The following is a 12,247-nucleotide window of genomic DNA, read 5'->3' on the forward strand; positions in this document are numbered from 1 at the left end:
ACGTATCAGTCCATCATTCTGCACAGGGCGTGGTGGCCGGGTTCACCGCACCCACGCACTACGACTCGGGAGGAGACCAGGTCATGGAAGACCGGACTCGAACACGGCGGGATCGCACCCACTGGCTCTATCTGGCGGTTATCGTCGCCGTCCTGGCGGGAATACTGGTCGGCTGGCTCGCGCCGGACACCGGCCGGGCACTGGCGCCACTGGGCACCATGTTCGTCGATCTGATCAAGATGATGATCGCCCCGGTGATCTTCTGCACCATCGTCCTGGGCATCGGTTCGGTGCGCGCCGCCGCCACGGTGGGCAAGGTCGGCGGTCTGGCCATCGGATACTTCCTGGTCATGTCTACGGTGGCCCTGGGTATCGGCCTGCTGGTCGGCAATCTGCTCGATCCGGGCACCGGATTGAACATCGCGGGCTCGGCGGGCCAGGGCGCGCAGTACGCCGAGGACGCGCACGGCGCCGGCGGCACCGTCGAATTCCTGCACAGCATCGTTCCCACGACATTGGTCTCCTCGCTCACCGCGGGCAGTGTCCTGCAGGCGTTGTTCGTCGCCCTGCTGGTGGGTTTCGCGGTGCAGGCCATGGGCTCGGCCGGTGAGCCGATCCTGCGCGGTGTCGCGCTGATCCAGAAACTGGTCTTCCGGATTCTGGCGATGATCCTCTGGCTGGCCCCGATCGGCGCCTTCGGCGCGATCGCCAATGTGGTCGGCCGGACCGGACTCGAGGCCGTGGTCCAGCTGGCCACCCTGATGATCGCTTTCTACCTGACCTGCCTGCTGTTCGTGTTCGGGGTCCTCGGCGTGCTGGTGCGGCTCGTCGCCCGGGTATCGATCTTCAAACTGTGCCGCTACCTCGCGCGCGAATACCTGCTCATCGTCGCCACCTCGTCGTCGGAATCGGCGCTACCGCGGCTGATCGCCAAGATGGAACATATGGGGGTCGAGCGCACCACCGTGGGCGTCGTGGTGCCGACCGGCTATTCGTTCAACCTCGACGGCACCGCCATCTACCTGACCATGGCCTCGATCTTCATCGCCGACGCCATGGGTCAGCCGTTGAACCTGGGCGAACAGTTCGGCCTGCTGGTCTTCATGATCGTGGCCTCCAAGGGCGCGGCCGGTGTCACCGGAGCCGGATTGGCCACGCTGGCGGGCGGGTTGCAGAGTCACCGGCCCGAACTGCTCGACGGTGTCGGGTTGATCGTCGGAATCGACCGCTTCATGTCCGAGGCCCGGGCGCTCACCAACTTCTCCGGTAACGCGGTCGCCACTCTGCTCATCGGCACCTGGACCAAGACGGTCGATGCCGAGCAGGTGCGGGAGGTCCTGGACCGGAAGCTGCCGTTCGACGAGGAGACGATGGTGGACGACCACCCGTCTCGCCCGGCCGAGGAGGAAGGCACCAAGGTCCTCGTTCCGGCATGATGCCGTCCGGCGATTCGCCGGAGCAGTGCGAGCGCCCGGCCGGGTCCGTTGCGGATAACGGACCCGGCCGGGCACCGCCGTGCCGGTGGGTCGAACGCGCCTGCGGCGGATCGGCGCCTTGTTCACCGGTGTACCGGCCCGTACCGGGCAGCGATCCCGCTCGGTTCGTGAGGAAGCCGGTCCGGTCGCCCGGCGTATGTGATGACCGGCGGCGGGGGTCGTATCCACTTACCTTCCGGTCCTCCCGGTGCGAGGCGCCCCGGTGGTGAGCGTCAGTCGGCGTAGGCCTCGAGCGGCGGGCAGGTGCAGACCAGGTTGCGATCACCGAAGGCCCCATCGATCCGGCGGACGGCCGGCCAGACCTTGGGCCGGTCATGGGCGAGGCCGAGCGGGTACACCGCGACCTCCCGGCTGTACGGGTGATCCCATTCCCGGACCAGGCTCGCCGCGGTGTGCGGGGCATTACGCAGCGGGTTGTCCTCGGCCGGCCAGTCCCCCGCGCCCACCCGGTCGATCTCGCGCCGGATCGCGATCATGGCCTCGGTGAAAGCGTCGAGCTCCTCCAGATTCTCGCTCTCGGTCGGCTCCACCATCAGCGTGCCCGCCACCGGGAAGCTCATGGTCGGGGCGTGGAACCCGTAGTCGGCGAGCCGTTTGGCCACATCGTCGACGGTGACACCGGTGCGCTTGGTGATCTCCCGCAGGTCCAGGATGCATTCGTGGGCGACCATATCGTTGTCGCCGGTGTAGAGCACGGGGTAGTACTCGCCGAGGCGGCGCGCCAGATAGTTGGCCGACGCGATCGCGGTGAGGGTCGCCCGGCGCAGTCCATCGGCACCCATCATCCGGATATAGGCCCAGGTGATCGGCAGAATCGACGCCGAGCCGAACTCGGCAGCCGACACCGCGTGCGACCCGGGGATCAGCGGGTCACCGGGCAGGTAGGGCGTGAGATGAGAACGCACGGCCACCGGCCCGACCCCGGGACCACCACCGCCGTGCGGGATGCAGAAGGTCTTGTGCAGGTTCAGATGGCTCACATCGCCGCCGAACCGGCCCGGCCGGGCCAGCCCCACCAGCGCGTTCAGATTCGCACCGTCCACATAGACCTGGCCGCCGGCATCGTGCACCAGGGCGCACAGTTCGGCGACCTCCTTCTCGTACACGCCGTGTGTGGACGGATAGGTGATCATGATGCAGGCCAGCCGCTCGGCGTGGTCGGCGATCTTGGCCCGCAGATCGTCGAGGTCCACATCGCCGTTGGCCCGGCACTTCACCACCTCGACCCGCAGGCCCGCCATCGCGGCGGAGGCGGCATTGGTGCCGTGCGCGCTGGAGGGGATGAGGCAGGTGTCGCGGCGGGTGTCACCCCGGTCCAGGTGATAGCGGCGAATGGCCAGCAGGCCCGCGTACTCGCCCTGACTGCCCGCGTTCGGCTGCAGGCTCACCGAGTCGTATCCGGTAATCTCGGCCAGCCAGCGCTCCAGATCGTGGATCACCCGCCGCAACCCGGGGGTATCGGCGGCCGGAGCGTAGGGATGCAGCCGCGCGAACCCCGGCCAGGTGATCGGCTCCATCTCCGCGGTGGCATTGAGCTTCATGGTGCACGAGCCGAGCGGGATCATGCTGCGGTCCAGTGCGATGTCCTTGTCCGACAGCGCACGCAGATACCGCACCATCGCCGTTTCGGTGTGGTAACGGGTGAACGCGGGATGAGTCAGGAACTCCGAGGTGCGATTCTCGACAGCGGTCCCGGCGGGTTCGGCGGGAGCGATCCCGAACGCGTCGAGTACGAGTGCGACGTGGTCGGCGGTGGTGGCCTCGTCACAGGCCACCGCGACGTGGTCGTCGTCCACCCGCCACAGATTCACCCCGCGCGCGGCAGCCTTCGCGACCACCGTTTCGGCCTGCCCCGGGACCCGGGCCAGCACGGTGTCGAAATAGCTGTCGTGTACCAGCGCCGCACCGAGGGCCGTCGCCAACTCCGTGGCATGCCCGTGCACCCGGCGGGCGATTGACCGCAACCCGTTCGCACCGTGATAGCAGGCGTACATACCGGCGACGATGGCCAGCAGCACCTGGGCCGTACAGATATTCGAGGTGGCCTTCTCCCGGCGGATATGTTGTTCGCGCGTTTGCAGCGCGAGACGGTAGGCACGGGCACCGTCGGCATCCTTCGATACCCCTACCAGCCGGCCGGGTAGCTGGCGCGCGTAGTCGGCGCGCACCGCCAGGTATCCGGCATGCGGCCCACCGAAGCCCATCGGCACCCCGAAACGCTGGGTCGTCCCGAAACAGGCGTCCGCGCCCTGCTCCCCGGGCGGGGTGATCAGCGTGAGCGCGAGCAGATCCGCACCAGCGGCCACCAGTGCACCGCGTTCGTGTGCGGCGGCGATCATCGCCGACCAGTCCACGATCCGGCCGGACGCACCGGGAACCTGGACGATCACGCCGAAGAACTCACCGTCGGGCAGCCCGTCCCCGGCCAGGTCGGCCTCCACGATCTCGATACCGAGCGGTTCGGCTCGGGTGGCCAGTACGGTCCGGGTCTGCGGGAACAGGTCATGGTCGACCACCAGCCGGGCGGGAGCCCGGCGATTGACCCGGCGCAGCAGCGTCATCGCCTCCGCGGCCGCGGTGGCCTCGTCGAGCATGGACGCGTTGGCTACATCGGTGCCGGTCAGGTCGGTCACCATGGTCTGGAAATTGAGCAGCGCCTCGAGCCGGCCCTGGCTGATCTCCGGCTGATAGGGCGTATAGGCCGTGTACCAGGCCGGGTTCTCCAGCAGATTACGCACGAGCACCGGCGGGGTCAGGGTGTCGTAGTAGCCGAGACCGATCATCGACGTGGCGATATGGTTCGATTCGGCGAGCGCGGCGAGTTCGGCCAGTACCTCGTGTTCGGTGCCCGGCGCGGGCAGCCCGGCCGCCGGGTCGGTATCGCGGATCCCGGCGGGCAGCGCGGCGGCCGCCAGCTCGTCGGCCGAGCCGATACCGATCGCGGCGAGGATCCGCGCGAATTCGTGGTCGTCCGGTCCGATATGACGATCTGCGAAGGTCTGGGTCACCACGGCTCCCTGGGTGGGGCGGCCGACCGGCACGGTCGGCTGACGGCCCTCCCCCTCTGTCGCGGCGCCTGAGAGCTTCGGCGTCCGGATCGAGGATCCGGTCGCCTTTCACCTTGGGCGGGTGGCCCGCAGCCACCACTTTCCAGAGGCGCCGGTTCCCGTACGGTCCTGGGGCCTGAGAGATTGACGGGGAGGTGCTGCTCCTTCGGCGCCCGGATCCAGGATCCGGGACTCTCCCGCACGGCTACGACGCCTGCTCATCCTAGCCCGGCGAACAGGGCCGTACGGCAGCTACCCGGACGGTGTGTGTCATTGCCCTCACCCGGTCACGGCCGTTATCACCTGCGGATGGTGTCAGCCGGTTTTGCGGGTCAGCCGAGCCTTGCGCCGGTAGGACAATTCGTCCTCGGGGCGTTCACTGGTCTCCGAGGCGCGTTCGGCGGGGAATGCGGCGATGGCGCCGGTGAGCTCCCGCATGGCACTGTTCACCGCGATCCCGAATACACCTTGGCCGCCCTGCAGTAAATCGACGACTTCTTCCGGCGACGTGCACTCGTATACCGATGTTCCGTCGGAGAACAGGGTGATATTCGCCAGATCCTGTACCCCGCGACTACGCAGATGATCGACGGCGATACGGATGTTCTGCAACGAAATACCGGCGTCGAGGAGCCGTTTGACGATTTTCAGGACCAGGATGTCCTTGAAGGAATACAGCCGCTGGCTACCCGAACCCGCCGCTCCACGAATGGAGGGCACCACGAGGGCGGTGCGCGCCCAGTAGTCCAGCTGCCGATAGCTGATCCCCGCGACCTGACACGCCGTCGGCACCCGGTATCCGACCAGGTCGTCGGGGACCGAATCGTCGGGGAACAATCCGGGTTGTATTTCGTAGCGCCGAGGCGGGCCCACTTCCGATCGCATATCCCGCATATTCTCTGCCACTGAACTACTCCCTTGCTCCGCCGATCAGTGCCCATGGCCGACGGCACGGCGTCGACATAAGGCTACTCTTCCCATTCTCTCGGCCGACGCAGTGCCGAACCAAACGCGACGCGCGGTAACAGTCTCGACCTGTAGTTGAGGTCTAGAAAATAATGCGGTTGCTCAACTATCGGTCGCTTTGAAATCGTCGGGCGATACCGACTCGAGGAACTCCTTGAACTTTTCGACCTCGTCCTCGCGTTCGTCGGGCATCACCAGACCGGCTTCCTCGAGGACCGATTCCGCCGCGTAGATCGGGCAGCCGACGCGCAGGGCGATCGCCACCGAATCCGACGGCCGTGCCGAGATCCGTACTTCGTTCTCGAAGACCAGATCGGCGTAGAACGTGCCTTCCTTCAGGTCCACGATATGAACCTCCTCGAGGGTGTGCCCGAGATCGGCGATCAAAACCTTGATCAGATCGTGGGTGAGCGGCCGGATCGGTGTGACACCCTCCTGTTCGAGCACGATGGCCGTAGCCTCCGCCTGCCCTATCCAGATGGGCAGATACCGCTCGCCCTCCGCCTCCCGCAGCAGCAGGACGGGCTGATTCTGTGGCTGCTCGACCCGGATGCCGATCACGCGCATTTCGCTCATCGCACTGCCTCCCATACTCCCCGGCCGCCCGCCCTCGCCGATGCAGGGCTCGCCGTCCTTCGAGTCTAGGCGAATTTCGCGCGGCGCCGCGATCGCTGGCGAACACCGGAATCGGTGTGTTGCCACCGGCGTACCCGCCGGCGGCTCGTCCGCAGGTCAGACCGGATCGGGTCGATACCGGCAGATATCGGGCGGCCGGATCATCCACCCAGCGACTGGCGCACCGATGCCTTCACCAGGCTGGCGTGCAGCGTCAGCGACAGCGCGGCAAGTTCGCGCACCGTCTCCTCGGCCCGCGCCCGAGCGCCCGCGTCCCGGCTCTTGGCGATGGGCGCCACGATCTGCGCCACCAGCGCCGCCTCGCGGTCCGCGGCGAGTTTGAACGCACGCAGATGGCGTGCCTCCAAACCGAATTCGGCCATCGCCTTGGCCGTCGCCGCCAGCGTGACCGCGTCGGCGTCGAAGAACCCGGCCGGGCCCGGAGTGATCAGATTCGCCCGGATCAGATCGTTGAGGAACTGCTCATCGATCCCCGCCCTGTCCAGCAGGTCGGCGCGGGTCACCCGGATCTCGTGATCGAATTCGAAATCGTCCGGGGTGATGCGCCCCGGAGGCACACCGAGCCGTCGCGGCGGGCGCGGCGGCACCTCCGCACTGTCGTCGGGCACCGGCTGCCCCGCATCCGGACGGGCGGTCCGCGCCCGGGCGCGGGCTTCCCGCACCCCGAGCGTTGCGGCACCGCTGTCGATCGCCTCGAGCTGTTCCTTGATCACCTTCAACGGCAGGTACTGGTCGCGCTGCGCCGTGAGCACGAAACGCAGCCGTTCGCAGTCCGCGACCGAGAACCGGCGGTAGCCGGACGGGGTCCGCTCCGGCCGGATCAGGCCCTCCGCTTCCAGGAAGCGGATCTTGGAAATGGTGATATCCGGAAAATCCGGTCGCAGCAGATCGAGCACGGAGCCGATCGACATCCCTCCGTGCGCCCACTGCTGCGCCGCGCCTGTCATGATCTCGAGTCTTTCATGCCGAAGCGCCGATCACCCGGACCGGCGCACCGATCGTCAGCTGTTCACAGACTTCCCGCACCGGCGGCCGAGCCGGCTTCCTGGGTCCGGGGGCCGGTGAGGAACACCAGCCGGAATTTACCGATCTGTACCTCGTCACCGTTCTGCAACTCCGAGGAATCCACCGGCTCGCGATTGACGTAGGTGCCGTTCAGGCTGCCCACATCGACGACCTGGAACGAATCCTCGTCCTGCCGGAACTCGGCATGGCGACGGCTGACGGTGACATCGTCGAGAAAAATATCGCTGTCGGGATGACGACCGGCGGAAGTGGTGGGCTGGTCCAGCAGAAAACGCGAACCCGCGTTCGGTCCGCGTTTGACGACCAGCAGAGCCGCCCCGACCGGAAGACCTTCGACACCCTGCACCGGCTGTTCACCGGTCGGCTCGCCGGAGCGCGATGCGTCGACCTCGTTCAGGAAATCCGCGCGGAAGACCGACGTCGTCTCGGCCGCGGTCTCCCCGTAACCCGGGTCTTTGTTCTCGCTCACCGTTTCTCTCCTCCTCGAACCTCATAAACCATGCAGGCAGATGCCGCGATAAGACGTGGCTGGGCGGCCCCGACTCCGGGCGGCACATCCGTTGGCTTTGACCGTACCCTGCCGGGCCGCACCCGTGCAGGTAGAACCGGGAAGGCTGGATCAGCCCCCGATAACTCCTTGATAACCCGCGGCATCGAGCAGTTCGGCAACCCTCGAGTCCAGCGCGGACGCATCGTCCACCTCGAGTTCGAACAACCACCCGTCACCGTAGGGATCGGTATTCAGCGTTTCCGGCTTCGCCTCCAATTCCTGGTTCACCGCAACGACTTTCGCGCTCAGTGGAGCGTAGATATCGGAAACGCTCTTGGTCGATTCGACCTCGGCGATGCTGTCTCCGGCGGCGACAGCGGCACCGGATTCCGGCAACTGCACGAACACGACATCACCGAGTTGCGACTGGGCATAATCGGTGATCCCGACCCGGACCCGGGTGGGCTCGATCCGACGCACCCATTCATGTTCTGCGGTGTAGCGCAGATCCTCCGGAGCCCGGTTCACGTGGTGTCCTTTCCTCGTGTCGTCGTGCACGATGCCCGCAACTCTATGCGAGCCCGCCGTCCTCTGCCGCGCCGGTATCCCCGCCGTGTGCGGCACCGCCTCCGGCCGGGGCCGGAGGGATCCGGCGGGCCACGGCGACGGCCCGGCCCAGGTAGAGCAGACCGGTCCACACGTAGACGGCCGTACCCCAGATCAGTAGTGCCCCGCCGAACGCCGCACTGAAACCATCTCCGGCCCAGTCCATCTCCCCGGCCAGCAGCCAGGGCAGCGCGGACATGAGCGCGAAGGTGGCCGCCTTGCCCAGGTAGATGACCTCGGGTGGATCCAGGTCGCGCCGGCGGTAGACCGTCAACGTGAGGGTCAGCACCAGATCGCGCCCGATCAGCAGAGCGGCCACCCACCAGGGGATGAGCCCGCGCACGACGAAGGCGATCAAGGTGGTGACCAGGTAGAGGCGGTCGACCAAGGGGTCCAGTAGGGCACCCAACCGGGACGACTGGTCCAGCAACCTGGCGAGTTTGCCGTCGAGGAAGTCGGTGAACCCGCTCAGGAGCAGCAGCGTGAACGCCCAGCCGTCGGCACGCTCCACCAGCAACAGCCACAGAAACAGCGGCACACCGATCAGCCGCAGCACGCTCAGGACGTTGGGGACGGTGAGCAGGCGGTCCGACAGCACCGCACCGAGCGCACCGCCGGGATCGCGGTCCGTGGCCGAGGTCTCGGATCCGCCGGTTCCCGAATCGCTCTTCACATGCCAGTGCTTACCGCATGGCGTGCGACGACGCCAGCACGCCCCGCCGCGTCATTCGATGAAAGAATGAGTATGAAACCATCTCACCATCGAGTCGGGTGAGAGGAAGATCATGTCAGAGTTCGACTACGACGTCGTGGTCGTCGGATCGGGATTCGGCGGGAGCGTGAGCGCCCTGCGACTCACCGAGAAGGGCTATCGAGTCGGTGTGCTCGAGGCCGGCCGGCGCTGGGATGCCGACACACTGCCGCGCAGCAACTGGAACCTGCGCACATCCATCTGGGCACCGAAACTCGGGTTCACCGGGCCGCAGCGGATCAGCCTGCTCGGCAAATGCGCGGTCTTCTCCGGTACCGGAGTCGGCGGCGGCTCCCTCATCTACGGCAACACCCTCTACGAACCGCTCACCGATTTCTTCACCGACCGGCAGTGGGCGCACATCACCGATTGGCAGGCCGAGCTCGCGCCCTACTACGACCAGGCGCGACGAATGCTCGGCGTCGCGACCAACCCCCGCACGACCCCGGCCGACGAGGTGATCCGGGAGGTCGCCGGCGATATGGGTGTGGGCGAGACCTTCCACCCGACCGACGTGGGGGTGTTCTTCAACGAGGACGATCCCGGCACCGAGGTCGAGGATCCCTACTTCGGTGGCGCGGGCCCGCGCCGCAGCGGTTGCGTGCACTGCGCCCGGTGCCTGACCGGCTGTCCACACAATGCGAAGAACACGACCACCACCAACTACCTCTTCCTGGCGGAGCAGGCGGGCGCGACCGTGCACCCGCTCACCGCCGCCACCGCGGTGCGGCCGCTGCCCGACGGCGGCTACGCCATCGAGACCGAACGTCCCGATCGGTGGATCCGCAAACGCAAGCGCACCTTCACCGCCGAACAGGTGGTGTTCGCGGGCGCGGCGCTGGGCACCCAGCGGCTGCTGCACCGGATGCGGGACAAAGGCCTGCTGCCGCATATCTCTCCGCGACTGGGTGAACTCACCCGGAGCAACTCAGAGGCGATCCTGGCGGTGGTGAGCCGGTCACGCCGGGATTTCGCGGCGGGTGTCGCCATCACCTCATCGATACATCCCGAGGCGAATACCCATATCGAGGTGTGCCACTACGGCAAAGGGCAGAATGCGCTCTTCCCGCTCTCCGCACCGGTGATAGACGGCGGCGCGTTCCGATTCCTGCGCTTCCTGCTCGCCGCGGTCCGGCACCCGGTGGTGTTCCTGCGCAGTTTCAATGCCCGCCACGCCTCGGAGCGATCGGTGATCCTGCTGGTCATGCAATCGCTGGACAATTCGCTCACCTCGTTCCTGCGTCGCGGCGAACTGACCACGAAACAAGGTACGGGTGAGCCCAACCCGACCTGGATACCGTTGGCGCACGAGGTGGGCCGCCGGTTCGCGGCGAAGATCGACGGGGACACCCACGGGCTCTATACCGATGTCCTCGATATCCCCGCCACCGCGCACTACATCGGCGGTTGTGTGATCGGCGACCGGGCGCAGACCGGCGTGGTGGATCCCTATCAACGGATCTATGGACACCCCGGACTGCATATCGCCGACGGGTCCGCGGTCACAGCGAATCTCGGCGTGAACCCGTCGCTCACCATCACCGCACAGGCCGAACGCGCGATGGCGTTCTGGCCGAACAAGAACCAGGAGGACACCCGGCCGGGGCTCGGCACCCCCTATCAGCGGATCGCGCCGGTGGCGCCGGTGCGTCCGGCGGTCCCCGCGACGGCTTCCGGGGCGCTGCGCCTGCCCATCACTCCACTGCGTGCGGGCTGATCCGGGCCACCGGGTCCCCCGTGAGCACGCGGAACCCGGGTGAACCCCCGGGTCGGTACCGTTACCGGGTGTCCAACAGTCGTATCCCGCTGCGCTCCCACACCCCCGCCGAAGACGTACTCGCCCGCGGTCGGGCCGTCCGCGACCGGGTGCCGCGCACCGCCCGCGACCGGGCGGTGCGCGCCGATGGGCGGCCGTCGGTGGTGGAATTCGTCGAGGCATCCGGCAAGGGCCGCATCGATGAGCTGATCCCGCTGCGTATCGGGCGGATGATCGCCTCCCCGTTCGCGTTCTACCGCGGCGCCGCCGGACTGATGGCCACCGATCTGGCGGACGGCCCGGATACCGGTTTCACCGCCCAGCTCTGCGGGGACGCCCATGCGGGCAACTTCGGCCTGTACGGCACCTCGCGGGGCGAGATCGTAATGGATATCAACGATTTCGACGAGACGGTGCCGGGACCGTGGGAATGGGACCTGGAGCGGCTCGCGGCCAGCCTGGTCCTGGCAGGCCGGGTCGGCGGCGCCGACGAGGACGAATGCCGGACCGCCGCCGCGGACGCCGCCCGCAGCTACCGCCGCGTCGCCGCCGCCCTGGCCGAACGACCGTTCCTCACGACCTGGTCCGCTCTCGCCGACGAATCGATCCTCGACCATGTCGAGGCCGAGGACCTGCTGGACAACTTCAAGAAGGCCGCCAAGAAGGCCCGTAAGAACAACAGCGACAAGGTCGTGAAGAAGTGGACCCATATCGACGACCACGAAACCGGGATCGAGAGTCACCGGTTCGTCGCTGATCCACCGATCCTCACGACCGTGACCCAAGAGGTCGAGGACGCCGCCATCGACGCCCTGGAGCGCTACGGTAGGACGCTGCGCGAATCACGGCAGGGACTGCTGGCCCGGTTCGCGGTGGCCGATATCGCCTTCCGGATCGTCGGTACCGGCAGCGTCGGCCTGCACAGCTATGTCGCACTGCTGCACGGCAATTCGGGCGAAGTACTGGTATTGCAGCTCAAACAGGCCGCGCCGTCGTCGCTGGCACCCGTCCTCGGCATTGCCGCGCCGAAACACGAGGGCAAGCGAATCGTGCAGGGCGCCAGGCTGGTTCAGACCGAAACCGATATCCTGCTCGGCTGGACCACCATGTCCGTTCCGGCCGGAAACGGTACGCGGGACCTGCCGTTCATCGTCCGCCAGTTCCGCAACCTCAAAGGCGGAATCGCCCCCGAAGAACTCGAACCGCACGATCTCGACGACTACGGCCGGTTGGCCGGGGCGCTGCTCGCCCGTGCACACGCCCGCTCCCTGGACCCCCGGCTGATCAGCGGTTATCTGGGTGAGGACGAGGATTTCGACGAGGCCATCGCCGCTTTCGCGGTGCGCTACGCCGACCGCACCGAGGCCGATCACGAGGAACTGCTCGCGGCGGTTCGCGCCGGTAAACTTCCGGCGCAGGAGCCGGACCGGTAGTTTCGACAGGGTGCGCCGCGCGGTCGGCGCCGCCACAGCC

General features: G+C 67.2%; 10 protein-coding genes and 2 riboswitches. Of the genes, 3 read left to right on the top strand and 7 right to left on the bottom strand.

Translation table 11 applies throughout. From position 1 onward, the window contains the following. Positions 1-83: 83 nt before the first annotated feature. Positions 84-1,436: a cation:dicarboxylate symporter family transporter gene (locus IEY68_RS06935; RefSeq protein WP_058856334.1), complete on the top strand. Its 1,353-nt coding sequence runs from the start codon at positions 84-86 to the stop codon at positions 1,434-1,436. 272 nt (positions 1,437-1,708) lie between these two features. Here IEY68_RS06935 and gcvP read toward each other — a convergent pair whose 3' ends face one another. The 7 genes from gcvP to IEY68_RS06970 all read right to left on the bottom strand — a co-directional run bounded on the left by gcvP (position 1,709) and on the right by IEY68_RS06970 (position 8,865). Next, on the bottom strand, positions 1,709-4,504 hold the full coding sequence (gcvP, locus tag IEY68_RS06940) for an aminomethyl-transferring glycine dehydrogenase (RefSeq protein WP_058856335.1): 2,796 nt from the start codon (positions 4,502-4,504) through the stop codon (positions 1,709-1,711). A gap of 46 nt (positions 4,505-4,550) precedes the next feature. Then, positions 4,551-4,656: riboswitch (glycine riboswitch) on the bottom strand. A gap of 1 nt (position 4,657) precedes the next feature. Next, positions 4,658-4,753: riboswitch (glycine riboswitch) on the bottom strand. A 105-nt stretch (positions 4,754-4,858) separates the two neighbouring features. After that, entirely contained in the window at positions 4,859-5,437 is a 579-nt protein-coding gene (locus tag IEY68_RS06945; protein ID WP_058856282.1) for a MerR family transcriptional regulator, read from the bottom strand. 174 nt (positions 5,438-5,611) lie between these two features. Continuing rightward, positions 5,612-6,085: a bifunctional nuclease family protein gene (locus tag IEY68_RS06950; RefSeq protein WP_030520551.1), complete on the bottom strand. Its 474-nt coding sequence runs from the start codon at positions 6,083-6,085 to the stop codon at positions 5,612-5,614. Positions 6,086-6,285: 200 nt separating this feature from the next. Continuing rightward, the gene (gene ftsR / locus IEY68_RS06955) at positions 6,286-7,092 is read right to left on the bottom strand and encodes a transcriptional regulator FtsR (RefSeq protein WP_058856283.1); all 807 of its coding nucleotides are present in this window, start codon (positions 7,090-7,092) and stop codon (positions 6,286-6,288) included. A 62-nt stretch (positions 7,093-7,154) separates the two neighbouring features. Beyond that, on the bottom strand, positions 7,155-7,640 hold the full coding sequence (gene odhI, locus IEY68_RS06960; protein ID WP_030520553.1) for an oxoglutarate dehydrogenase inhibitor Odhl: 486 nt from the start codon (positions 7,638-7,640) through the stop codon (positions 7,155-7,157). A gap of 150 nt (positions 7,641-7,790) precedes the next feature. Beyond that, positions 7,791-8,189, bottom strand: a complete 399-nt coding sequence (gene gcvH, locus IEY68_RS06965) for a glycine cleavage system protein GcvH (protein ID WP_058856284.1) — start codon at positions 8,187-8,189, stop codon at positions 7,791-7,793. Between the two features lie 43 nt (positions 8,190-8,232). Beyond that, positions 8,233-8,865 carry a CDP-alcohol phosphatidyltransferase family protein gene (locus IEY68_RS06970; RefSeq protein WP_058856336.1) on the bottom strand — a complete coding sequence of 211 codons (633 nt, stop codon included), beginning with the start codon at positions 8,863-8,865 and terminating at the stop codon, positions 8,233-8,235. A 187-nt stretch (positions 8,866-9,052) separates the two neighbouring features. Here IEY68_RS06970 and IEY68_RS06975 point away from each other — a divergent pair, with 187 nt between their 5' ends. Both IEY68_RS06975 and IEY68_RS06980 read left to right on the top strand, forming a co-directional pair. Then, positions 9,053-10,735, top strand: coding sequence for a GMC oxidoreductase (locus IEY68_RS06975; RefSeq protein ID WP_058856285.1), 1,683 nt, complete (start codon positions 9,053-9,055; stop codon positions 10,733-10,735). A 68-nt stretch (positions 10,736-10,803) separates the two neighbouring features. Next, entirely contained in the window at positions 10,804-12,207 is a 1,404-nt protein-coding gene (locus IEY68_RS06980) for a DUF2252 domain-containing protein (RefSeq protein ID WP_058856286.1), read from the top strand. Positions 12,208-12,247 lie beyond the last annotated feature (40 nt).

Origin of the sequence: Nocardia jinanensis, from assembly GCF_014645735.1 — a bacterium.
Classification (GTDB): Bacteria; Actinomycetota; Actinomycetes; order Mycobacteriales; family Mycobacteriaceae; genus Nocardia; species Nocardia jinanensis.